General features: G+C 63.3%; 24 protein-coding genes. 11 read left to right on the top strand and 13 right to left on the bottom strand.

The window, feature by feature from the left end:
• The first annotated feature begins 112 nt into the window (after positions 1-112).
• The gene (locus P3T16_RS14205; protein ID WP_429254655.1) at positions 113-622 is read left to right on the top strand and encodes an Lrp/AsnC family transcriptional regulator; all 510 of its coding nucleotides are present in this window, start codon (positions 113-115) and stop codon (positions 620-622) included.
• A 16-nt stretch (positions 623-638) separates the two neighbouring features.
• On the opposite strand, the gene P3T16_RS14200 is transcribed toward P3T16_RS14205, so the two are convergent.
• Entirely contained in the window at positions 639-1,148 is a 510-nt protein-coding gene (locus P3T16_RS14200) for a flavin reductase family protein (protein WP_429254654.1), read from the bottom strand.
• A 254-nt stretch (positions 1,149-1,402) separates the two neighbouring features.
• Here P3T16_RS14200 and msrA point away from each other — a divergent pair, with 254 nt between their 5' ends.
• A complete protein-coding gene (gene msrA, locus P3T16_RS14195; protein ID WP_429254653.1) occupies positions 1,403-1,951 on the top strand; it encodes a peptide-methionine (S)-S-oxide reductase MsrA in 549 nt (182 codons plus the stop codon).
• Here msrA and P3T16_RS14190 read toward each other — a convergent pair whose 3' ends face one another.
• The 3 genes from P3T16_RS14190 to pdxH form a co-directional block, all read right to left on the bottom strand.
• On the bottom strand, positions 1,952-3,097 hold the full coding sequence (locus P3T16_RS14190; protein WP_429342855.1) for a DUF72 domain-containing protein: 1,146 nt from the start codon (positions 3,095-3,097) through the stop codon (positions 1,952-1,954).
• A gap of 109 nt (positions 3,098-3,206) precedes the next feature.
• Positions 3,207-4,421, bottom strand: coding sequence for a class I SAM-dependent methyltransferase (locus tag P3T16_RS14185; protein WP_429342763.1), 1,215 nt, complete (start codon positions 4,419-4,421; stop codon positions 3,207-3,209).
• Between the two features lie 148 nt (positions 4,422-4,569).
• Positions 4,570-5,208: a pyridoxamine 5'-phosphate oxidase gene (pdxH, locus tag P3T16_RS14180; RefSeq protein WP_429342762.1), complete on the bottom strand. Its 639-nt coding sequence runs from the start codon at positions 5,206-5,208 to the stop codon at positions 4,570-4,572.
• A gap of 246 nt (positions 5,209-5,454) precedes the next feature.
• On the opposite strand from pdxH, the gene tcdA reads away from it, so the two are divergent.
• Positions 5,455-6,336: a tRNA cyclic N6-threonylcarbamoyladenosine(37) synthase TcdA gene (tcdA, locus tag P3T16_RS14175; RefSeq protein WP_429342761.1), complete on the top strand. Its 882-nt coding sequence runs from the start codon at positions 5,455-5,457 to the stop codon at positions 6,334-6,336.
• A 93-nt stretch (positions 6,337-6,429) separates the two neighbouring features.
• Here the strand turns inward: tcdA and trxA are convergent, their stop codons facing one another.
• Both trxA and P3T16_RS14165 read right to left on the bottom strand, forming a co-directional pair.
• On the bottom strand, positions 6,430-7,278 hold the full coding sequence (gene trxA, locus P3T16_RS14170) for a thioredoxin (RefSeq protein ID WP_429342760.1): 849 nt from the start codon (positions 7,276-7,278) through the stop codon (positions 6,430-6,432).
• 66 nt (positions 7,279-7,344) lie between these two features.
• Positions 7,345-8,226, bottom strand: a complete 882-nt coding sequence (locus P3T16_RS14165) for a pirin family protein (RefSeq protein ID WP_429342759.1) — start codon at positions 8,224-8,226, stop codon at positions 7,345-7,347.
• Positions 8,227-8,436: 210 nt separating this feature from the next.
• On the opposite strand from P3T16_RS14165, the gene P3T16_RS14160 reads away from it, so the two are divergent.
• Positions 8,437-9,318 carry an EamA family transporter gene (locus P3T16_RS14160; RefSeq protein WP_429342758.1) on the top strand — a complete coding sequence of 294 codons (882 nt, stop codon included), beginning with the start codon at positions 8,437-8,439 and terminating at the stop codon, positions 9,316-9,318.
• A gap of 122 nt (positions 9,319-9,440) precedes the next feature.
• Here P3T16_RS14160 and P3T16_RS14155 read toward each other — a convergent pair whose 3' ends face one another.
• Together P3T16_RS14155 and tsaE are read right to left on the bottom strand one after the other, a co-directional pair.
• The gene (locus P3T16_RS14155) at positions 9,441-10,976 is read right to left on the bottom strand and encodes an N-acetylmuramoyl-L-alanine amidase (protein WP_429342757.1); all 1,536 of its coding nucleotides are present in this window, start codon (positions 10,974-10,976) and stop codon (positions 9,441-9,443) included.
• Complete coding sequence (tsaE, locus tag P3T16_RS14150) at positions 10,958-11,515, bottom strand: tRNA (adenosine(37)-N6)-threonylcarbamoyltransferase complex ATPase subunit type 1 TsaE (RefSeq protein WP_429254645.1); 558 nt, start codon at positions 11,513-11,515, stop codon at positions 10,958-10,960. Before tsaE ends, P3T16_RS14155 begins: the two co-directional genes overlap by 19 nt.
• Before the next feature lie 17 nt (positions 11,516-11,532).
• On the opposite strand from tsaE, the gene queG reads away from it, so the two are divergent.
• The 3 genes from queG (at position 11,533) to xerD (ending at position 14,310) form a co-directional block, all read left to right on the top strand.
• Positions 11,533-12,798, top strand: coding sequence for a tRNA epoxyqueuosine(34) reductase QueG (queG, locus tag P3T16_RS14145; protein WP_429254644.1), 1,266 nt, complete (start codon positions 11,533-11,535; stop codon positions 12,796-12,798).
• Between the two features lie 91 nt (positions 12,799-12,889).
• Positions 12,890-13,360: a methylated-DNA--[protein]-cysteine S-methyltransferase gene (locus P3T16_RS14140; protein ID WP_429342756.1), complete on the top strand. Its 471-nt coding sequence runs from the start codon at positions 12,890-12,892 to the stop codon at positions 13,358-13,360.
• Positions 13,361-13,374: 14 nt separating this feature from the next.
• Positions 13,375-14,310, top strand: coding sequence for a site-specific tyrosine recombinase XerD (gene xerD / locus P3T16_RS14135; RefSeq protein WP_429342854.1), 936 nt, complete (start codon positions 13,375-13,377; stop codon positions 14,308-14,310).
• 33 nt (positions 14,311-14,343) lie between these two features.
• Here xerD and P3T16_RS14130 read toward each other — a convergent pair whose 3' ends face one another.
• Positions 14,344-15,972: a class I adenylate-forming enzyme family protein gene (locus tag P3T16_RS14130; protein ID WP_429342755.1), complete on the bottom strand. Its 1,629-nt coding sequence runs from the start codon at positions 15,970-15,972 to the stop codon at positions 14,344-14,346.
• A gap of 68 nt (positions 15,973-16,040) precedes the next feature.
• Between P3T16_RS14130 and ybaK the strand changes: the two genes are divergently transcribed.
• Together ybaK and plsY are read left to right on the top strand one after the other, a co-directional pair.
• A complete protein-coding gene (gene ybaK, locus P3T16_RS14125) occupies positions 16,041-16,532 on the top strand; it encodes a Cys-tRNA(Pro) deacylase (protein WP_429254641.1) in 492 nt (163 codons plus the stop codon).
• A 156-nt stretch (positions 16,533-16,688) separates the two neighbouring features.
• Positions 16,689-17,327, top strand: coding sequence for a glycerol-3-phosphate 1-O-acyltransferase PlsY (plsY, locus tag P3T16_RS14120; RefSeq protein ID WP_429342754.1), 639 nt, complete (start codon positions 16,689-16,691; stop codon positions 17,325-17,327).
• Positions 17,328-17,409: 82 nt separating this feature from the next.
• On the opposite strand, the gene P3T16_RS14115 is transcribed toward plsY, so the two are convergent.
• A complete protein-coding gene (locus P3T16_RS14115; RefSeq protein ID WP_429342753.1) occupies positions 17,410-17,895 on the bottom strand; it encodes a YajQ family cyclic di-GMP-binding protein in 486 nt (161 codons plus the stop codon).
• 210 nt (positions 17,896-18,105) lie between these two features.
• Here P3T16_RS14115 and murB point away from each other — a divergent pair, with 210 nt between their 5' ends.
• On the top strand, positions 18,106-19,146 hold the full coding sequence (murB, locus tag P3T16_RS14110; protein WP_429342752.1) for a UDP-N-acetylmuramate dehydrogenase: 1,041 nt from the start codon (positions 18,106-18,108) through the stop codon (positions 19,144-19,146).
• An 88-nt stretch (positions 19,147-19,234) separates the two neighbouring features.
• Here murB and P3T16_RS14105 read toward each other — a convergent pair whose 3' ends face one another.
• Together P3T16_RS14105 and argF are read right to left on the bottom strand one after the other, a co-directional pair.
• Positions 19,235-20,461, bottom strand: coding sequence for an argininosuccinate synthase (locus P3T16_RS14105; protein ID WP_429254637.1), 1,227 nt, complete (start codon positions 20,459-20,461; stop codon positions 19,235-19,237).
• 117 nt (positions 20,462-20,578) lie between these two features.
• Entirely contained in the window at positions 20,579-21,508 is a 930-nt protein-coding gene (argF, locus tag P3T16_RS14100; RefSeq protein ID WP_429342751.1) for an ornithine carbamoyltransferase, read from the bottom strand.
• A 449-nt stretch (positions 21,509-21,957) separates the two neighbouring features.
• On the opposite strand from argF, the gene P3T16_RS14095 reads away from it, so the two are divergent.
• Positions 21,958-22,299 (top strand): DUF3579 domain-containing protein, encoded by a 342-nt coding sequence (locus P3T16_RS14095; protein WP_429254635.1) that lies wholly within the window; start codon positions 21,958-21,960, stop codon positions 22,297-22,299.
• Between the two features lie 233 nt (positions 22,300-22,532).
• On the opposite strand, the gene rpsT is transcribed toward P3T16_RS14095, so the two are convergent.
• Positions 22,533-22,811 (bottom strand): 30S ribosomal protein S20, encoded by a 279-nt coding sequence (gene rpsT, locus P3T16_RS14090; protein ID WP_090528310.1) that lies wholly within the window; start codon positions 22,809-22,811, stop codon positions 22,533-22,535.
• Between the last annotated feature and the right edge of the window lie 113 nt (positions 22,812-22,924).

Below are 22,924 nucleotides of genomic sequence, written 5' to 3'. Positions count from 1 at the left end.
GTCCAATCCTGAAATGATAGGCGTGACGTCGCGAAATGTGATTGCGAAAAAATCACCTTCTTTGACCTGTCCTGGAACATAATTTGAGATAAATGGGAAAGGGAGACCGAATATGAACGCGATCTCGCTCGACGCCACCGATTGCCGTATCCTGGCGGTGCTTCAGCATGAAGGACGGATCAGTAACCTCGATCTGGCAGAACGGATTTCGCTGTCCCCTTCCGCCTGTCTCAGGCGGTTGCGCCTGCTGGAAGAGCAGGGCGTCATCGAACGCTACCGGGCGTGCCTGAACCGCGAGGTGCTGGGTTTCGAGCTGGAAGCATTCGTGCAGGTATCGATGCGCAACGACCAGGAAAACTGGCATGAGCGTTTCGCGGCGGCGGTGCGGGACTGGCCGGAAGTGGTCGGCGCGTTCGTGGTCACGGGAGAAAGCCATTACGTGCTGCGGGTGCTGGCGCACAACCTCAAGCACTATTCGGATTTCGTCCTGAGTCGGCTCTACAAGGCGCCCGGGGTGCAGGACATCCGCTCGAACATCGTGCTGCAGACGCTCAAGGAAGATTCAGGCGTCCCCGTCGAACTGGTGGCGGGCGCGGGCGCAGGTGTGGCGACGGTGAAGTAAGGCCGGCTAAAACCGCTCAGAGCGGCGCGAGGCCGTGAAATTCGCCGTTCTGGAATACGAGCGGCTGGGTGTCGCCCGCCTGCTCGATCACGCCGCAGCGTTCCACTTCGCCGACGAAGATCACGTGGTCGCCTTCTTCATAGCGGCTGCGGTTGTGGCATTCGAACCACGCGAGCGCGCCGTCGAGCACCGGCATGCCGGAGTCTCCGGCCGCGTGCGAGACGCCTTCGAAGCGGTCGCCCTTCACGGTGGCGAAGCGTTTGCACAGATCGAGCTGCGACGCTGCCAGCACGTTCACCACATAGTGGCTGTTCTCCCGGAACACGGGCATCGACGCCGATCGGGTCGCGAGACTCCACAGCACCAGCGGCGGCGCCAGCGAGACCGAGTTGAACGAACTCGCGGTAATGCCGATGAGCTTGCCGGACGCCGCGCGCGTCGTGATGACGGTGACGCCGGTGGCGAACTGGCTGAGTGCGCGCTTGAACGCGTCCTGATCAAAATTGGGCGGGCTCGCGGGCTTCATCGTACGAAGGCTCCGGATGCCGGCCGCGCAATGCAGCCTCGCGCGGGTGCGGAAAGCTGGGCAAGAAGCCGGGCGGGAAGAATTGATTCGAAAGTCATGTAGAAAATTGGCGAATTGCCCCAATTCTATCGGAATCGCGGGCAGGCCAGCCGCGCACCTCTGCCGGCGCACGCAAAAGCCGCTAAGCTCTACAGATTCCGCCGAAATCGCTGCGCGGGCGGTGCGTGTGACGCGGGAACCAAAGGAGTGATCAGATGAGTCAGGCAAGTGAAACCGCCACCCTCGGCGGCGGATGTTTCTGGTGTCTCGAAGCGGTGTATCTGGGTGTCGACGGCGTGAACGCCGTGGAATCCGGCTACGCGGGCGGCCAGGTTGACCAGCCGACCTACGAACAGATCTGCGACGGCGAAACCGGTCATGCGGAGGTCGTGAAGGTCGACTTCGATCCGTCGAAGATCAGCTATCGGGAGATTCTCGATATTTACTTCGCGATCCACGATCCGACGCAGTTGAACCGGCAGGGTAATGACGTCGGCACGCAGTACCGGTCGGTGATCTTCACGCACTCGGATGCGCAGCGCGATACGGCCGGACAGGCGATCCGCGAGATCGCAGCAGAGGGCATCTACGACGGCAAGATCGTCACGCAGGTGCTGCCGCTCGACGGCAATTACTGGCCGGCCGAAGCCTATCATCAGAACTATTTCGCGCAGCATCCGGATCAGGGCTATTGCGCATTTGTCGTCGCGCCGAAGGTTGCGAAATTCCGCCAGAAGTTCGCGCACCGGATCAAGGCGGGTTAATCAGCCCGACGCGTCCCGCAGCCGTTCCCATGCTTCGGCGATGCCCCGGGCCAGTTCGACGCACGTCAGCGGCGCCGAGCCTTCCGCCTTGTTGTTGATCGCGACCAGCACGGGCTGCCCGGCGATCGCGTAGCGCGCGGCCAGTTCGGCGAGCGCGGCGCGTGTCGTCGGATCTTCGTCGACGAGGCGGTCGAACGGGTCGTACTTCGCCTTCGCCTGCTCGTATCTGAAGCCGCCATGCAGGCTCCAGCGCACGATCAGCGGCCCGGCGGGCGTGCCGCCGTCGAGCAGTGCGAGCGCCGCCGCCTGACGCAGTGGGTCCGGCATCCGCGCATGTATGCCCACGCAGTAACGGACGCCCGTCGTGCGCAACGCGCGGATGAAACGCGGCGTCAGCAGGCACGCATCGCGTATTTCCACCGCGTAGCACGGGCCGCCATCGGATTGCGACGGCAGTGGCGGCAGCGCAGCCAGAAACGCCGCCAGCCGGTCGATGAAGATCGATGGCTCCCCGAGCATCTCGATGGGCAGCGGCGAGATCTGGAACACAAGCGCGCCGGCCTTCGCGCCGAGGCCGTCGAGACAAGGCCGCACGAAGTCGTCGATGGCAATCCGCGCGTTCAGGAAACACGGGTTGAGCGCGACCGGTTCGCCGCGTTCGGCGCGCACGGTGGCGTCGGTCACCGATTGCGGTGCCTTCACGATGAAGCGGAAATGGTCCGGCACCTGTTGCGCGTAGCGGAGGTAGTCGGTGATCGTCAGCGGCGCGTAGAACGACCTGTCGATGCTGACTGTGCGCAGCAGCGGATGCGCGCCGTAGGCGGTAAGGCCGTCGCGGGACAGCTTGCTGTTGCTGTAGTCGTCGCCGTAGACGATGCCGCGCCAGCCCGGAAATGACCACGACGACGTGCCGAGATGCACATGCGAGGGCAGCGCGCCGGCTATGGCGAGCACGTCCGCGGAGGGCTCCGCGGCGAGCACATCGCGGGTGCGGCGTCGGGTTTTGGGTTCTGGCTTCGTGGCAGGCGAAGGCGCGGCGGAAGGCACCACAACCGGCATCCCAAACAGATCGAACTGCCCGGCGCCGGTTTCGTCGTCATTCGCCTGCGGCGCCTCGTGGACTTCGCCGGTTTCGCCCTCGTCCATCGATTCCTGCACCTGGTTGCTGTAGCGATACGATTGTTTCACCGGACAGGCGCGGTGCGCTGCGGCTGCCCGCCACGGAAGCGCCCGCGCACCGCCCGGCGTCACCGCATCACCGCGGCCTGTCGTACATAAAGCGCCGCGACCACGGCAGCGTTTTCGCGCTGCGTCCGGCCTTGCGGCAGACTACCTGATAGATCGATACGTCGTCGTTCTCGAAAGCGTACGCGCAACCCGCCAGATACACGCGCCAGATGCGGAATTTCTCGTCATCGACGAGACTGCGTGCGGCTTCCGCATGCGCTTCGAAGTTCTCTGCCCAGATATCGAGCGTGCGCGCATAGTGCCGCCGCAGGCTTTCGACGTCAACCGCCTCCAGGCCGCTGCGCTGCATCGCTTCGAGCGCGAGGCTGATGTGCGGCAGCTCGCCGTCCGGGAACACATAGCGGTCGATGAACTCGCCGCCGCCCAGCGCCGTCTCGCCGCTGTTGTAGTCGGTCGAGGTGATGCCGTGATTCATCGCGACGCCGTCGTCGACGAGCAGATCGTGGATCTTCTGGAAGTAGCCCGGCAGATTCTTGCGCCCGACGTGCTCGAACATCCCGACGCTCGTGATGCGGTCGAACTGGCCTGCGATGTCGCGGTAATCCTGCAGACGAATCTCGATCTGACCTTCGAGTCCGGCCGCTTTCACGCGCGCCGTGGCGAGATCGAACTGGTTTTGCGACAGCGTCACGCCCGTGCACTTCGCGCCGAACTTCTGCGCGGCACGCAGCACGAGCGCGCCCCAGCCGCAGCCGATATCGAGCAGACGCTGCCCCGGCTGCAACTGGATCTTCGTCAGGATGTGATCGATCTTCTTGATCTGCGCGGTGGCGAGGTCTTCATCGCCGTTCTCGAAGTACGCGCACGAGTACACCATGTTCTCGTCGAGCCACAGCCTGTAGAACTCGTTCGAGACGTCGTAGTGATACTGGATGGCCTTCTTGTCCGACGTCTTCGAGTGATTGAAATAACGGCGTACCCGCGCAAGCTTGCCGGCACTCGTGACGGTATTGCGCGCCAGCGAATAGCTGACGTTGATGATGTCCGACAGCTTGCCTTCGATGTCGATCTTGCCCTTCACGTACGCCTCGCCCAGATTGTCGAGGCTCGGTTCAAGCAGATACGGTAACGCTGTCGCGCTCTTCACGTGCAGCGTCACTGCGGGCGCGGCGAACTGCCCGAAGTCGTGTTGCTGGCCGTCCCACAGCACGAGACGTGCGGGCAGGTTGGCCGTGCTTCTTACATCTTCTACCCACTGCGCCAGCTTCTTCTCCCAGAACATGTGATTTCTCCGTGTCCAATGAAATCAAAGCAAAGCCTGTGGATCGCTGCGTGCCGCGGCGTTACTCCGACGCCTGAATGGCGACGCGATCCGGCCGGTCGACGCGGCCGCCAGCAAGGCGTTCCGCGCACCGGCGTTCAATATAGAGTTAAGGCGACAACCGCGCGATCTGCCAGTCGCCGCCGGGTGTGCGCGTGTATAGCAGACGGTCGTGCAGTCGCGACGGCCGGCCCTGCCAGAATTCGATGGCGTCCGGCACAAGCCGGTAACCGCCCCAATGCGGCGGACGCGGCGGGTCATCGCCAAAGCGTGCGCTGAAATCGCGTTCGCGTGCTTCGAGCACTGCGCGGCTTTCAATTACCTGACTTTGTTCGGATGCCCAGGCACCGATGCGCGAGCTGGCTGGACGCGACGCGAAGTACGCATCGCTTTCTGCTTCGCTCGTTTTGACGACGGTGCCCTCGATGCGCACCTGTCGTTCGAGTTCGATCCAGTAAAAGAGAAGGCTGGCGTGCGGGTTCTCCGCGAGCGCGCGGCCCTTGCGGCTTTCGTAATTGGTAAAGAAGGTGAAGCCGCGCTCGTCTACGCCCTTGATCAGAACGATGCGTGCCGAAGGCCGGCCGCGACCGTCGACGGTCGCGAGTGTCATTGTGTTCGGTTCGGGGAGCTTTGCGTCGACCGCCTGTGCGAACCAGGTGTCGAATTGCCGGATCGGGTCGCGATCGACATCGGCTTCGTCCAGCGAACCGAGCGAGTAATTCTTCCGGAGTTCGGCGAGGGTCGTCATATTCTTATGCGAGCGCTACAGTGAGGCCAGTATAGCGAAGGAACGAAATTTCTGCGTTGTGCAGCGTCAACGGGCTACGGAGTCATAGCCGTGCCATAGCCGTGCCGTAGCCGCGTGAAGCGGTCAGCCAGCGTCCGACCTGTAAGCACATGTTCAGGCAGAATACGGGCTTCGCTGTCCAACCCGTTGCAGCCGGTCCCAAGCCGTTTCAGCCCGTCCCAGCCAGTTATCGCCAGGTCCCCGATCATGTCCACGCCGCACGCCACCGCTTCTTCCGACGCCTTGTCCGATGTTACTACCGGCATTGACGGGAGTGAATCCGCCGACCGCGCGCGGCGCTTCGGCGGCATCGCGCGGCTGTACGGCGCGCCGGCGCTGGCTGCGTTCGAGCGGGCGCACATTGCGGTGATCGGCATTGGCGGTGTCGGGTCGTGGGCGGCCGAGGCGCTCGCCCGTAGCGCCATCGGTGCGCTGACGCTGATCGATCTCGACAACGTCGCCGAAAGCAACACGAACCGGCAGATCCACGCGCTCGACGGCAACTTCGGCAAACCGAAAGTCGAAGCGATGGCCGAACGTATCAAGCTGATCAATCCGCAGTGCGATGTGCGTCTCGTCGAAGATTTTATCGAGCCGGATAATTTCGCTTCGGTGCTGGGCGGCGATGATTTCGACTACGTCGTCGATGCGATCGACAGCGTGCGCACGAAGACCGCGCTGATCGCCTGGTGCGTCGAGCAGAAGCTGCCGCTGATTACCGTCGGCGGCGCGGGCGGTCAGCTGGATCCGACGCGTATCCGCATCGATGATCTCGCGCTGACGATCCAGGATCCGCTGCTGTCGAAGGTGCGCGGGCAGCTGCGCAAGCAGCACGGTTTTCCACGCGGACCGAAGGCGAAGTTCAAGGTGAGCGCAGTCTATTCCGATGAGCCGCTCATCTATCCGGAAGCCGCCGTCTGCGATATCGACGAGGAAGCGGAGCACGTCACGACGTCGCCAGGTCACACGGGCCCGGTCGGGCTCAATTGCGCGGGTTTTGGATCCAGCGTGTGCGTGACGGCGAGCTTTGGATTCGCCGCGGTCGCGCATGTGCTGCGCGCGCTGGCGCAGCAGACGAAGGCGAAGTAGTTTCCGCCGCGAAGCAAGGGCGAAAAAAACGCGGCCATTAAATCAGGCCGCGTTTTTTCATCCGGTCAGTCGAACCCAGTTCAGTTCAGGCGCTCAGTTCAACGCCGCGCTCAGCTTGCGTCGCCACTGCGCGACGAGTTCCGGCTGATGCGCCGCCAGATCGAACACCGACAGCATCGTCTTGCGGCCGATATCCTCGCGGAACGCGCGGTCGCGCTGAACGATCGCCAGCAGATGCTCCAGCGCTTCGGCGTACTTGCGTCGCGCGATGAATGCGCTCGCCAGATCAAAGCGCGCTTCCAGATCGTCTGGATTGCCGGCGACTTTCGCTTCCAGTGCATCGGTGGGCGGCAGGTCGGCGGCGGCATCGACAGCATCGAGCCTCGTCTTGATTGCATTGAAGCGTGCGTCGCTACCTTGCGTCGTTTTCGGCGACAGCAGATCGACCTCGTTGCGCGCTTCGTCGAAGCGATTCTGCGACAGCAGCAGTTCGATCAGGTCCATGCGCGCGTCGTCGTAACCCGGATCGAATGCGAGCGCGGCTTTCAGATGATCGTGCGCGTCGTCGAGCCGTCCTTCGGCGATCGCGATCTGCGCGTTGTCGCGCTCAGCGTCGGCGGAATCGGGAACGAGACGATCGAGAAACTCGCGCAGCTGGCCTTCGGGCAGCACACCGACGAACTGGTCGATCGGGCGGCCATCTGCGAACGCGATCACGTGCGGAATGCTGCGCACCTGAAAGTGTGCGGCGAGTTCCTGATTCTCATCGACGTTCACCTTCACGAGCTTCCATTTGCCGGCGTACTCGGCTTCGAGCTTCTCGAGCATCGGCCCGAGCGACTTGCACGGGCCGCACCACGGCGCCCAGAAATCGACCAGCACCGGTGCAAGCGTCGAGCCCGCGATCACGTCTTTTTCGAATGTGGCTAGCGTGGTGTCCATTGCATCCTCGTCGGAAAAACTGTCTCGGGAGAAATTGGGGGCGTTTATCCCGAATTCAATGCAGGGTCAGTGCGCCTTGCGTTCGGGCAGCGGTATCCATTCGGTCTCGCCCGGCACGTGACCCATTTCCTGATTCGTCCACGCTGTTTTCGCGCGCTCGATCTTCTCACGCGAACTCGCGACGAAATTCCATTCGATGAAGCGCTCGCCGTCGAGTTTTTCGCCGCCCAGCAGCATGACGGTCGCGCCGCCCGTGCTAGCGAGCGTCACGGTTTCGCCGGGTGTGAGCACAGCCATCTGTCCGGCTTCGAGCGTCTCGCCGTCGATCTGCAGATCGCCTTCGACCAGATACACGCCGCGTTCATCGTGTTCCGGTTCGAGCGCGAACGCGCTGCCGGGCGTGAAGCTCGCGGCGACATAGAGCGTGCCCGAAAAGGTCGTCGTGGGCGAAGCGTGACCGAATGCCGTGCCGGCGATCACACGCAGCGTGACGCCATTGCGTTCGATCTCCGGCAACGTGGACGCTGCGTGATGCTCGAACGACGGTTCGTCGTCTTCGTGCGCGAGCGGCATGGCGACCCACGTCTGGATGCCATGCATCGTCTGTTCGCGGGCGCGATCCTCCTCGGGTGTGCGTTCCGAGTGGACGATGCCGCGGCCGGCGGTCATCCAGTTCACGTCGCCGGGGACGATCTTCTGCTCGGAGCCGAGACTGTCGCGATGCATGATCGCGCCTTCGAACAGATAGGTGACGGTCGCGAGGCCGATATGCGGATGCGGGCGCACGTCGAGCCCGACGCCGGGCGCGAGCGTCGCCGGACCCATGTGATCGAAGAAGATGAACGGCCCGATGAGACGCGCGGCCATCGCGGGCAGCACGCGCCGCACGGTGAGGTTGCCGACGTCGCGCAGATGGGGCTTGAGAACCGCTTTGATCGAGGAAGACATGGAGTAGGTTCCTGGCGGGTGCGGTTGAGGGGACAGGTCATTTTAACGCCCGCCCGCGTCGAATGCCGGCTGGAGGGAACGCGCGCCCTGGCGCGTGCCACGCGACCCTTTAAAAAGCGCAGGAATGGACATGCGAGCCCGGCGCCAGCAGGCGATTTCCGGCGAATGCTCCGCTACACTTCGAGGCTCAGAACAAGAAGGAGGGCAGGTATGTCGCCGAAGGATCTGTTACTGGCGCTCGTCGTCGTCGTGGCGTGGGGCGTCAACTTCGTCGTGATCAAGGTCGGTCTGCACGGTGTGCCGCCGATGCTACTCGGTGCGTTGCGTTTCCTGCTGGCCGCCGTGCCCGCCGTGTTCTTCGTCAAACGTCCGAGGTTGCCGCTGCGCTGGCTGCTCGCTTACGGCGCGACGATTTCGTTCGGGCAGTTCGCGTTTCTGTTCACCGCGATGTATGTCGGCATGCCGGCCGGGCTGGCTTCGCTCGTGCTGCAGGCGCAGGCGTTTTTCACGCTGCTGTTCGCGGTGATGTTCCTGCACGAGCGCTTGCGCGCGCAGAACCTTATCGGACTGTTGATCGCCGCCGGTGGCCTTGCGCTGATCGGCCTGCAGGGCGGCCATTCGATGACCGTCGCGGGTTTCCTGCTCACGCTGTGTGCAGCGGTGTCGTGGGCCCTCGGGAATATCGTGACGAAGAAAGTCGGCAAGGTCGATCTGGTCGGGCTTGTCGTGTGGGCCAGCCTGATTCCGCCCGTGCCGTTTTTCGTGCTGTCGTATGTCATCGAAGGTCCGCAGCGGATTGCCGCCGCGCTGACGGGCATCGGCGGCGCGTCGATCTTTGCCATCGTATATCTCGCGTTCATCGCGACGCTGCTCGGCTACGGGCTGTGGAGCCGTTTGCTGTCGCGCTATCCGGCGAGCCAGGTCGCGCCGTTCTCGCTGCTCGTGCCGATCATCGGGCTGGCGTCGGCGTCGCTGCTTCTCGATGAGCATCTGTCGTCGGCGCAGATTGCGGGCGCCGCGCTGGTGATGGCCGGACTTGCGGTGAATGTGTTCGGCGGATGGGTCGTGCAGCGCTTTGCATCAGCACGCTGACGGGCTAACAGGCGAACCCACGCTCGCACGTTCGATGCTCCATCGTGCGCAGGCGTACTGCAAAAAAAACGGCTGCGCAGAGCAGCCGTTTCCACACAACGCGCGGTAGTAGACCGAACGCCCTACGTCATCCGGTTCTTCGCCAGCGGCGGATTCGCGGCGAAGTAACGCTTGATGCCCGTCATGATCGCGTCGGCCATCCGGTCGCGATAGGCGTCGTCGTTCAGGCGCTTCTCTTCGTCCGGGTTGCTGATGAACGCGGTCTCGACGAGGATCGACGGAATATCCGGCGCCTTCAGCACGGCAAACCCCGCCTGTTCGACCGATCCCTTGTGCAGCTTGTTGATGTCGCCGATTTCCTTCAGCACGAAGTTGCCGTAACGCATCGAATCGCGAATTTGCGCGGTCGTCGACATATCGAACAGCGCACGGTTCACGCTGGCATCCGCCGACTTGATGTTGATGCCGCCGATCTGGTCCGATGCGTTTTCCTTGTTCGCCATCCAGCGCGCGGCCGCGCTCGATGCGCCATGCTCCGACAGCGCAAACACCGACGAGCCGCGTGCGGAAGGATCGGTGAACGCATCGGCATGAATCGACACGAACAGGTCCGCGCCAACGCGACGCGCCTTCTGCACGCGCACATTGAGCGGCACGAAGAAGTCGGCGTCGCGGGTCATCATCGCGCGCATGTTCGGCTGCGCGTCGATCTTCGCGCGCAGTTTCTTCGCGACGTCGAGCGCGATGTGTTTTTCGTACGTGCCGCCGCCACCGATCGCGCCTGGATCTTCGCCGCCGTGTCCCGGATCGATCGCGACCGTCAGAAGACGAACGGTGCCGCCCTTGCCGGACTTCGGCGCGGTGAACCTGTAGGTATCGTCGGCGCCGTCGTCATCGTCGTTGCCTGCGATGGCGGTGGGCGGCTGCGTCGGCTTCGGTACAGCGGGTCGCGGCACAGGCGTCGGCGTGATGTGCGCAGGCGGCCGCGGCACGTCCGGCGATGGCGTCGACGGCCCGTTGTCCTGCGCGTAACGCTGAAAGAACGCGTCGCTGTCGCCGGGCGTCGGCGTGGTCGCGGCCGGGCCGCTGAGCGTGGCGGGCGGCGCGCTGTTTTCGTTGAGCTTCTGCTCCTTGCGTTCGGTCTGCGCGAGCAGATCCATCAGCGGATCAGGTGCTACGGCCGGATACAGATCGAACACGAGGCGGTATTTATACGTGCCGACCGGCGGCAGCGTGAACACCTGCGGCTTCACCGAACCCTTCAGGTCGAACACCATCCGCACCACATGCGGCTGATACTGCCCAACGCGCACCGACTGGATCTGCGGATCGTTTGGCGTGATCTTCGAGACGAGATCGCGCAGCGCCTGGTCGAGATCGAGTCCGTTCAGATCGACGACGAGCCGGTCTGGACCTTGCAGCAAATGCTGCGCATTCTCCAGTGGCTGGTCCGATTCGATCGTGACGCGTGTGTAATCGCGTGCCGGCCAGACGCGCACGCCGAGCACCGAGCTCGCGAACGCAAGACGCGGCGCGACGAGTCCGAGCACGAGCGTCGACGCACCCGCGCGCAGAATCTGCCGGCGACGCCAGTTATGCGTGGCGGTCGCCGCCGATTCGATCGAGCGGAACGGTTTGATCAACATCTTTCGAGGCATGCCTTTCCTGATTCGCTGAATGCGCGCGCGACGAGAAGGCGTCCTTCGCCCTCCACATCGAGCGAGAAGACGAGATCCGGCACGCCCAGCAGCGCGCCCGCGCGTTGAGGCCATTCGACGAGGCAGATCGCGCCGCTGTCGAAATATTCGCGAAAGCCCGCGTCGGCCCATTCAGCCGGATCGGTAAAACGGTAGAGATCGAAGTGATACAGCTCAAGTTCCCCATCCGGCCGTTCGACCGCGTAGGGTTCGACGAGCGTGTAGGTGGGGCTGCGTACGCGTCCGGTGTGACCGAGCGCGCGCAGTGTCGCGCGAACCAGTGTGGTTTTGCCGGCGCCGAGATCGCCCGCCAACTGCACCTGCAAGCCCTGGAATGCACGCGTGCCGCCGGCTTCAGCGGCGGCTGCGCGCACGCCTCCGATGGCGCTGGCGAAGCGCGCGCCGAAGGCGTTTGTGGCGGCTTCGTCCGCGAGCGCGAAGTGGCGTTCGAGCAGGACGGGAGCAGCGGGCGTGGTGACTTGATCAGGCTGGTCGGGCATTCTCGTAAAATGGCGTGATGAACCGAAGTCCGGAGTCCCCTGAATCCTGCACGCCTGCGTCTCACGACGATGCGCGTGCCATGCGTCATTTCGATGAAGCGGCGCTGGAAGCGCTCGCGCAGCGCATCAAAACGTGGGGCCGCGAACTCGGTTTCAGTGCGATCGGCATCAGCGATACCGACCTCACGGCTGCCGAGGCGGGGCTCGCCGCATGGCTCGAAGCGGGCTGCCACGGCGAGATGGATTATATGGCGAAACACGGTATGAAACGCGCGAGGCCGGCCGGGCTTGTGGCCGGCACGCGACGCGTGATTACCGCGCGAATCGCCTATCTGCCCGCCGGAACGATGGCCGGAAAGCGCGACGAAAGCAATACCGATAACACGTCGAAACTCGCTGAAAGCGCCGCACAGGCAGGCCCGTACGACTGGCGGGCGGTCGAGCATCAGCGGCTCGCGGACCCGTCGGCGGCCGTTGTGTCGATCTATGCGCGCGGCCGCGACTATCACAAGGTGATGCGTAACCGTTTGCAACAACTCGCGGAAAAGATCGAAGCGGAGATCGGTGCATTCGGCTTTCGCGTGTTTACCGATTCCGCGCCGGTGCTCGAAATCGAACTCGCGCAGAAGGCGGGCATCGGCTGGCGCGGCAAGCATACGTTGCTACTTCAGCGCGACGCCGGCTCGCTGTTTTTTCTCGGCGAGATCTACGTCGACATTCCGTTGCCGACCGACGCTGAAACGACACCTGAACGCGCACCCGAAACGCCCGGCGCGCATTGCGGCAGCTGTACGCGCTGCATCGATGTATGTCCGACGGGCGCGATCGTCGAGCCGTATAAGGTCGACGCGCGCCGCTGCATTTCCTATCTGACGATCGAACTGAAAGGCAGTATTCCCCAGGACTTGCGGCCGCTGATCGGTAATCGTGTGTATGGTTGCGACGATTGCCAGACCGTGTGTCCATGGAACAAGTTCGCGCAAGCGGCGCCGGTCGCGGATTTCGATGTGCGGCACGGACTCGATCGCGCGACGCTCGTTGAGCTGTTTGCCTGGAGCGCCGGAGATTTCGACACGCGCATGCAGGGCAGCGCGATCCGCCGTATCGGTTACGAATGCTGGCTGCGCAATCTGGCGGTCGGCATGGGCAACGCGTTGCGTGCGGACCGTGCGAGTCTTTCGGTCGATGCGCGCGCGGCGATTGTCGAAGCGTTGCGTGCTCGCGCTGACGATGCGTCGGCGCTGGTCCGTGAGCACGTGGAATGGGCGCTCGAAGCAGCGTAAAGTAGCGGGATTCCGGCGTGGCATGTGCATCGTGCCGCGCTGTTTGGTCAATCAATGCGGAAACCGTACCTGCACCGTCAAGGAGGCAATCATGTTCAACGCAGTCATGGATGCGCCGTTCGGCAAGGTCGGCATCCGGATCGAAGCGAACGCTGTGCTCGAGATCGTCTATCTGCCCGATTCGGTGCGCAACGTCGAACCCGATTCGCCGCTCGCAAAAGAAGCCGTCGAGCAGATCGAACGCTATTTCGAACGTGCGTCGGCGACCTTCGATCTGCCGCTGGCTGACGTTGGCAGCGCGTTTCAGCGTCGCGTGTGGCAGGCGATCAGCGATATTCCGCCGGGCGTCGTGCGTACTTATGGGCAGGTCGCGAAGCAGATCGGCAGCGCGCCGCGCGCGGTCGGTCAGGCGTGCGGCGCGAATTATTTTCCACTGGTGATTCCGTGCCATCGTGTAGTGGCGTCGGGCGGCATCGGCGGCTTTGCGAATCACGACGACGACGGCTATTTCCGCAAGGTCAAACGCTGGCTGCTCGCACACGAAGGCGTCCCCTACGCATGAATCGCACGACCGGCATGAGTGAAACCGTCCTGGAAGATGCACCCGCCGGGTCGCCGCTATTCATCGCGAGTAACGCGTCCATCGACGCATTCTGCGACGCGCTCTGGCTCGAACACGGCCTGTCGCGCAATACGCTCGATGCGTATCGCCGTGACCTCAAGCTCTTTGCCGGATGGCTCGCGAGCACGCGCAACGGCTCGCTCGATACCGCAAGCGAAGCCGATCTGAACGCGTACAGCGCGGTGCGGCAGAAGGACAAATCCACGTCCGCGAACCGGCGTCTTTCGGTATTTCGCCGTTATTACGGATGGGCCGTGCGCGAGCATCGCGCGTTGGCGGATCCGACGCTGCGCATCCGTTCTGCCAAACAGCCGCCGCGTTTTCCTTCGACGCTCACCGAAGCGCAGGTCGAAGCACTGCTTGGCGCGCCGGATATCGACACGCCGCTCGGTCTGCGCGATCGCACGATGCTCGAACTGATGTACGCAAGCGGGCTGCGTGTGACGGAGCTCGTCACGCTGAAAACGGTGGAGGTAGGTTTAAACGAAGGTGTTGTGCGTGTGATGGGGAAGGGCTCGAAGGAGCGGCTGATTCCGTTCGGTGAGGAGGCGCACGGCTGGATCGAGCGTTATTTGCGTGAAGCGCGGCCCGCTTTGCTCGGCGCGCGTGCGGCCGATGCGCTCTTCGTGACGTCACGTGCGGAAGGCATGACGCGTCAGCAGTTCTGGAACATCATCAAGCGCCACGCCGCCGCCGCGGATGTGCGCGCGCCGCTGTCACCTCATACGCTGCGGCATGCCTTTGCCACGCATTTGCTGAATCACGGCGCCGATTTGCGCGTCGTGCAACTGCTGCTCGGTCACACCGATATCTCGACGACGCAGATCTACACGCACGTCGCGCGCGAGCGGCTGAAGTCGCTGCACGCGGTGCATCATCCGCGCGGGTGATGCCCGGCGCGATCGGTGAGCGTTGAGGCCGGATCAGATCAGATCGCGAAGACGATGCTTGAGGATCTTGCCCGTCGACGCTGCCGGTAACGCCGCCAGCACGCGCACTTTTGCCGGGCGCTTGTAAGGCGCGAGACGCGCGCCACACCATTCGATCAACTCAGCCGGCGTTACCTTCGCACCGGCCGCGAGTTCGACGAACGCGACCACTTCCTCGTTGCCCTCGACCGCACGTCCGATGACAGCCGACTGCACGACCTCGGGATGCGCATTTAACGCGTGCTCGACCTCGGCCGGATAGACGTTGAAGCCCGAACGGATGATCAGTTCCTTGCTGCGTCCGACGATCGAAAGCGCGCCATCCGCTTCCTCGCGTGCCAGATCGCCGGTCTTGAGCCAGCCATCTTCAGTGACGGTCGCGCGGGTCTGTTCCGGGCTGCGGTAGTAGCCGAGCATCACGTTCGGCCCGCGCACCCACAGCTCGCCGATCTCGCCGCGCGCCACCCCGACGCCATCGAGCCCGACGAAACGCACTTCGACGCCCGGAATCACCTGTCCGACGGACACGTCGGCGCGCGGTGCGTCAAGCATCGTCTGCGATATGGTCGGGCTGCTTTCGGTCATGCCGTAGCCGTTGTGCAGCGCCACGCCGTAGACGCCTTCGACGCGCGCTTTCAGCGCGGCGTCGAGCGGCGAGCCGCCCGAATAGGCGAACCGCAGACGCGGCGCCGACCACGCGTGGCCATGCGTCTGCAGATGTTCGAGCAGCTTTGCGTGCATCGCGGGCACGCCCTGGAAGATGGACACGTTTTCTTCGGCAAGCGCGCGGCGCACCGCTTCCGGCGAAAACCGCGACGCGAGCCGCAGCGTGGCGCCCGCGTGCAGGCTGCCGAGGCACACCGACGCAAGCCCGTACACGTGCGAAATGGGCAGCACGGCATACACGACGTCATCAGGACCGACGCGCCGCAGCGTGCTGGAAATCGTTGCGATGAACATCAGGTTGCGATGCGAGAGCATCACGCCTTTTGGCGTGCCCGTTGTGCCCGTCGTGTAGATCAGTGCGGCGCACTGCTTTTCGCTGGCGGATTCGACGGGTTCGGCGCTCACGGTTGCATCGGCGAGCCACGACCACGCGCCGATATCGATTGCCGATGCGGGCGCCGGCTGCGCGCCGTGTCGCTGGGCATGTTCGCGCGCATCGGGCGAGGTTTCGACCGCGTACGCAATCACGCGCGGCGCTGCATGCGCACGGATCGCGTCGAGTTCCGCCGCGGAAAGCCGCGCGTTCGATACGAGCGCCCACGCATCGAGCTTCGCCGTCGCGAACAGCAGCACCACCTGCACGACGCTGTTTTCCGCGACGATCATCACGCGATCGCCCGCCCGCACGCCCATCTCGCGCAACTGTGCGGCGGTTTGATCCACTGCATCGACGAGTTGCTGGCGGGTGAGCTGACGCGCGTCTTCGATCAACGAGACGCGCTCTGGGTCGCGCGCGGCGGACAGCGCCGGAATATCGGCGATGCGTCGCGGCAACGCGGCAAGCAGCGCGGGGATATCGAATGCGTGGGCATGCTGGGCGGTGTCGGCCGTCACGGCTGTCTCCTGGATGCGTCGCGTGGCGCGGCGGCGGGATATTCTCGAACGATCGTGCCACATTCAACTGGCGCGCACAATTCAGGTTTGAGCAAATAGCTGTCGCGCGGCGACGCCATTACAATGCGCCGATGAGCAAATCCAGACACGTTTCCGAAACGCCCGCGACGCAGTTTCTGCGACGTCACGGCGTCGCGTTCGGCGAGCATCCCTATGATTATGTAGACCATGGCGGCACGGCGGAATCGGCGCGTCAACTGGGCGTCGACGAGCATCAGGTCGTCAAGACGCTCGTGATGGAAGACGAACACGCGAAACCGCTCATCGTGCTGATGCATGGTGACCGCACGGTATCGACGAAGAATCTCGCGCGGCAGATCGGCGCGAAGCGCGTCGAGCCATGCAAGCCGGAAGTCGCGAACCGCCATTCAGGGTATCTGATTGGCGGCACGTCGCCGTTCGGCACGAAGAAGGCGATGCCGGTGTACATCGAATCATCGATTCTCGAACTCGACCAGATCTGGCTGAATGGCGGACGTCGCGGGTTTCTGGTCAGCATCGCGCCGAAGGTGGTGACGGATCTGCTCGCTGCCAGACCGGTGCAGTGCGCGAGCGTCGATTGATGGCAATACGCGGGCAACCTGATGGTAACGGGCGCGGGTGCGGGTTTCGCTGACGGCGTTCGGTAGAATATGCGCCTTCCTGTTTGTGCTGCATTGACGGCTTTGCTTTCGTAACCCCTTCGCCTTTCCGGCGCATTACAAAAAGAGTTCCCCAGCATGGAAAACCTGATCGTCGCCGTTGTGGCCTACCTGATCGGCTCGGTATCGTTCGCCGTGATCGTGAGCCACGCGATGGGGCTCGCCGACCCGCGCTCGTACGGCTCGAAGAATCCGGGCGCCACCAACGTGCTGCGCAGCGGCAACAAGCTCGCGGCGATCCTCACGCTGCTCGGCGACGCGTTCAAGGGCTGGCTTGCCGTGTGGCTCACCAGCCACTTCGGCCCGCGCTACGGCCTCGATGATCCTGCGATCGGGCTCGCGGCCATCGCCGTATTTCTCGGCCATCTGTATCCGGTGTTCTTCCGCTTCAAGGGCGGCAAGGGCGTGGCGACGGCAGCCGGCGTGCTGCTCGCGATTCACCCGGTGCTTGGCATCGCGACTGCGCTGACATGGCTCATCATCGCGTTCTTCTCCCGCTATTCGTCGCTGGCGGCGCTGGTGGCCGCGGTATTCGCGCCGTTGTTCGACGTGTTTCTGTTCGGTGCGAATATCGTCGCGCTGGCCGTGCTGGCGATGAGCGCGCTGCTGATCTGGCGTCACCGCGCGAACATCGCGAAACTGCTCGCCGGCCAGGAGAGTCGTATCGGTGAGAAGAAAAAGCGCAACGCGCCGCCCCCAGCGGGCAAGGCGCATTGAGCTTCAGGATGCGTCCTGATGCGCCGCCTTGCGTTCGGTTGCGTGACCGCTTGCTCAGTGGCGCCGCGGCGCGTCGGGCCGTTTAATCGCGGAAGTTGTTGAAGTCGAGCGGCGTATCGGTGACGTCCTTTCGCAGCATCGCGATCGTGCTCTGAAGATCGTCGCGCTTGGTGCCTGTCACGCGTACCGCGTCGCCCTGAATGCTCGCCTGAACCTTGATCTTGCTGTCCTTCACGAGCTTGACGATCTTCTTCGCCAGATCGCCTGAGACGCCTTTCTTCACCGTGATGACCTGCTTGACCTTGTCGCCGCCGATCTTCTCGATCTTGCCGTAGTCGAGGAAACGCACGTCGACATTGCGCTTCGCCATCTTCGACAGCAGCACGTCCTTGACCTGCGTGAGCTTGAAATCGTCGTCGGCGTAGGCGGTGAGCTCGCGCTCCTTCTGCTCGACGCGGGCGTCCGAGCCCTTGAAGTCGAAGCGGGTGGAAATTTCCTTGTTGGACTGCTCGATCGCGTTCTTGACTTCGATCATGTTGGCTTCGCTGACAACGTCAAACGATGGCATTGCGTTCTCCCAATAGTGCTGCGAGGCGGACGCGACCGGCAGGCCGCGCGTGACGCACTCGCTATAATCACGAACCGGACGTCATTTTACCGACGCCGCTCCCATTTGCCCAAGGCTGTTGCGCGATAGTGCGCGGCGCGGTCCTGAAGATCCTGCCTGTCGGGTGACCTTATGCGACAGGCTTATGCAGCAAACTCTCCAGCAATCCTGATGCCTCACGCCGCTCCTGCTTCGTTCGTTTCGCATTTTTCGCTCAAGGCGCACAACACGTTTGGCTTCGACGTGGCGGCGCGCTATGCCTGCAGCATCGAGCAGGAGACGCAACTGGCGGATGCGGTAAACGATCCGCGCGTGGCGGGGTTGCGGCGGCTGGTGCTGGGCGGCGGCAGCAACGTCGTGCTGACGGGCGATTTCGACGGTCTCGTACTGCTGGTCGCGTTGCGCGGCCGGCGTCTCGCGCGCGAGGACGACGACGCATGGTACGTCGAAGCGGCCGCGGGTGAGAACTGGCATGAGTTCGTCGCGTGGACGCTCGCGCAGGGTTTCCCGGGGTTGGAGAACCTGGCGCTGATCCCTGGGACGGTCGGCGCGGCGCCGATCCAGAACATCGGCGCGTATGGCCTCGAAATGTGCGAGCGCTTCGCATCGCTGCGCGCGGTGGAGCTGGCGACGGGCGAAGTCGTCGAGCTTGACGCCAGCGCGTGCCGCTTCGGTTACCGCGACAGCTTCTTCAAGCGGGAAGGGCGTGATCGCTTCGTGATCACGTCGGTGACGTTCCGTCTGCCGAAAGCGTGGGCGCCGCGGGCCGGGTACGCGGATATTGCGCGTGAACTGGCGGCGCGCGGTCTGGGTGACGCTGCAGCGGATGCGCAGGCGATCTTCTCTGCAGTCGTCGCCGTGCGGCGCGCAAAGCTGCCCGATCCGATGATGCTCGGCAATGCGGGGAGTTTCTTCAAGAATCCGGTGATCGATGGCGCGCGGTTCGAGGCGTTGCAGCAGCGCGAGCCGGACGTCGTGTCTTATCGTCAGCCGGATGGCAGCGTGAAACTCGCGGCGGGCTGGCTGATCGACCAGTGCGGCTGGAAAGGGCGCGCGATCGGCGCGGCGGCTGTCCACGACAGGCAGGCGCTGGTGCTGGTGAATCGCGGCGGCGCGACGGGCGCGGACATTCTTGCGCTCGCGCGGGCCATTCAGGCGGACGTGGTTGCGCGGTTTGGGGTGGAACTGGAGCCGGAGCCGGTTTGTTTGTAGCGCGAATGGCCGCTGGCCCGCTCGCGAGATGAGCGTCTGCGGCAGTTAACGTCGCTTGCGCGAAGTCAACCACCGCAGAACGCCAGCATCAACCCCGCTTGCGACGCGCGTTCTCGGCGATGCGCATACGCAGCGCGTTCAGCTTGATGAAGCCGCCAGCGTCCGCCTGGTTGTAGGCGCCGCCGTCGTCGTCGAACGTCGCGATGGTCTTGTCGAACAGCGTTTCCTTCGAATCGCGTGCCACCACCGACACGCTGCCCTTATAGAGCTTCACACGCGTCCAGCCGTTGACCTTTTCCTGCGTATGGTCGATCAGCACCTGGATCGCACGACGCTCCGGCGCCCACCAGTAGCCGTTGTAAATCAGCGAAGCGTAACGCGCCATCAGGTCGTCTTTCAGATGTGCGACTTCGCGATCCAGCGTGATCGACTCGATGCCACGGTGCGCCTTCAGCATGATCGTGCCGCCCGGCGTTTCATAGCAGCCACGCGACTTCATGCCGACGTAACGGTTCTCGACCAGATCCAGACGGCCGATGCCGTGCTTGCCACCCAGGCGGTTCAGTTCGGTCAGCATTTCAGCCGGCGAAAGGCGCTTGCCATTCAGCGCGACCGGATCGCCGTGTTCATATTCGATATCGAGGTACTCTGCCTCATCCGGCGCTTCTTCCGGCGAGACGGTCCAGCGCCACATATCCGGTTCGGCTTCGGCCTTCGGATCTTCGAGGTGGCGGCCTTCGAACGAGATGTGCAGCAGGTTCGCGTCCATCGAATAAGGCGCGCCGCCCTGCTTGTGCTTCATTTCGATCGGAATGCCGGCCTGTTCGGCGTACGCGAGCAGCTTTTCGCGCGACAGCAGATCCCATTCACGCCACGGCGCGATCACCTTGATGCCCGGTTCGAGCGCGTAGTAGCCGAGTTCGAAGCGAACCTGATCGTTGCCCTTGCCAGTCGCACCGTGCGAGACGGCCTGCGCACCGGTGGCGCGCGCGATCTCGATCTGGCGCTTTGCGATCAGCGGACGCGCGATCGACGTACCCAGCAAATATTCGCCTTCGTAAATCGTGTTCGCGCGGAACATCGGGAACACGTAATCGCGGACGAATTCTTCACGCAGGTCTTCGATGAAGATGTTGTCCTGCTTGATGCCGAGTTGCAGGGCTTTCTTGCGCGCCGGTTCCAGCTCTTCGCCCTGGCCGATGTCGGCCGTGAACGTGACGACTTCGGCGTCGTAGTTGTCCTGCAACCATTTCAGGATGACGGAGGTGTCGAGGCCGCCCGAATAGGCGAGCACGACTTTCTTGATATCGCTCATGGTGAACTCGTAGCTGGAAAAATGCTGGAAGACAAGGCGCGCCGGCTGATCCGGGCACGTAAAAACGCTATTTTGACACTAAACCGCGGGCAGACCCGCGGTTTTGGGTCTGAACGCTCAGTGGTTGAGCTTACCGAGCAGCAGGAATTCCATCAGCGCCTTTTGCACATGCAGACGGTTTTCCGCTTCGTCCCACACGACGCTTTGTGGCCCGTCGATCACTTCTGCGCTCACTTCTTCGCCGCGATGCGCGGGCAGGCAATGCATGAACAGCGCGTCCGGATTCGCGCGCGCCATCATGTCGGCGTCGACGCACCAGTCAGCAAAGGCCTGCTTGCGCGCTTCGTTTTCGGCCTCGAAGCCCATGCTCGTCCACACATCGGTGGTGACGAGATCGGCGCCCGCGCAGGCTTCGTTCGGGTCGTCGAATTCCTGCCAGCTGGTCGCGCTTTCCGGCGCGACGAGTGCGTGATCGAGCTTGTAGCCGGGCGGCGTGGAGATGCGCAGTTTGAATCCGAGGATGTGGGCGGCTTCGATCCACGTGTAGAGCATGTTGTTCGCGTCACCGACCCACGCGACCGTCTTGTCGCGAATCGGCCCGCGGTGCTCGAAGTACGTGAAAATATCTGCCAGCACCTGGCACGGATGATATTCGTTCGTCAGACCATTGATGACCGGCACGCGCGAGTTATCGGCAAAGCGCTGGATGATGTCCTGGCCGAACGTACGGATCATGATGATGTCGACCATGCGCGAGATGACCTGCGCCGCGTCTTCGATCGGCTCGCCGCGGCCGAGCTGTGTATCGCGCGTGCTCATGAACACGGCGTGGCCACCGAGCTGGAAGATGCCCGCTTCGAACGACAGGCGCGTGCGCGTCGAGTTTTTCTCGAAGATCATCGCGAGCGTGCGGTCGTGCAGCGGGTGGTAAGTCTCGTAGTTCTTGAATTTGCGCTTCAGAATGCGGGCGCGCTCAAGCACGTACTCGTAGTCTTCGAGCGAGAAATCCTTGAACTGCAAATAATGACGAATTTTCTTGGCGGTCATGAAACAAATACGGCGGTCTCACCCGGCAGAATTGCCGGACGGCGCCGCCGTCGTTTGTGGTAACTCAATGCAGCATAAAGGATTTTGCCTGGTTTGACGAGTCGGCCGGATGGCCAGGCGCGCGCCTGACACAGGCCTGTCATGCCGCGCGCGGCATTGCTTGCGTGCGTGTCTCTGGCCCTGTGTGCAATGCGGAAAGACACCTGCTGCGCTATAATCTCAGGGTTTTCCCAAGCCCGGCAGGCATGCGCCGAGCTTTCGGGACACGGCTCGCGCGCGTGGAGTCATGCAGTTCCTGTGGCGTGCTGTGCTCGCCGCCTGGCGGCGTGTTTCAGGGCGTCGCAGCGCGGTCTGCGCCCGTTGTTCCGGATCTTCAGGCAGCCTCATGAGTCCACGCAGGGTCCGCACAGGGCACGCACTTTCCAGGGCAGTCATACAGGTATCCCTACATGGCCGAAGCACCTCCAACCGAGTATTTCATTCAGGGCATCACGTCGAAAGGAAGGAAGTTCCGTCCGAGCGACTGGTCGGAACGGCTTGCCGGCGTCATGTCGTGTTTTGGTCCGGGCGCGAAAGGGCCGAACGCCCGTCTTCAATACTCGCTCTACGTACGCCCGACCTTGCTCGGCGATCTCAAGGTGGTCATTCTTGATTCGCGGCTGCGTGACATCGAGCCGATGGCTTTCGACTTCGTCATGAACTTCGCGAAAGATAACGATCTCGTCGTGACCGAGGCGTGTGAACTGCCCGCGAATCACGGCACGCAACAGAAGATCACAGAGAAGGCGTAACGGGCAGGACCCCAGGCCTCGCTGGCGCGGTGATACGAGGCAGCAGGCAGGCGCAACGCCCGAGCGAACAAAAACCCGCAGGAGCGGGTTTTTTTGTGCCCGCGTCTGGTGAGAAAAACCGCGTGGGAACAGGCGGCATGCGGACGGCGCGCAAAAACAAAAAAGCCCGCCAAAGCGGGCTTTCATGACGCAGCGGAAACAGGAGGTAGCCCGCCGTAGCGGGCTGACCGGATTTACTGCGCTGCGGGCGCTTGCAGACCCTTGATGGCTGCAGCGAGGCGGCTTTTATGGCGAGCTGCCTTGTTCTTGTGAACGATTTTCTTGTCGGCGATGATGTCGATTGTCTTCGACGATGCCTTGAAGAGTTCAGCGGCCTTGGCCTGGTCGCCGGCGTCGATCGCCTTGCGGACTGCCTTGATCGCGGTGCGGAACTTCGAGCGCAGCGCCGAGTTGTGCGAGTTGGCCTTGGCGGCCTGGCGGGCGCGCTTGCGTGCTTGTGCGGTATTTGCCATGACGGTTCCTTATCCTGTTCCTGTTTCCAGAGCCCGCCCTTCAAGTGGGCCGGCGCTGCTTTGATCCGAACCTCTGAGAGCGATTGCCCAGAGGCGCAAAAGAGTTCGATTGG

The organism is Paraburkholderia sp. GAS42 (assembly GCF_050436565.1).
In the GTDB taxonomy this organism is placed as follows: Bacteria; Pseudomonadota; Gammaproteobacteria; order Burkholderiales; family Burkholderiaceae; genus Paraburkholderia.
Note: the sequence above shows the minus strand (reverse complement) of the source record. Positions and strands in the feature narration are given on the sequence as shown.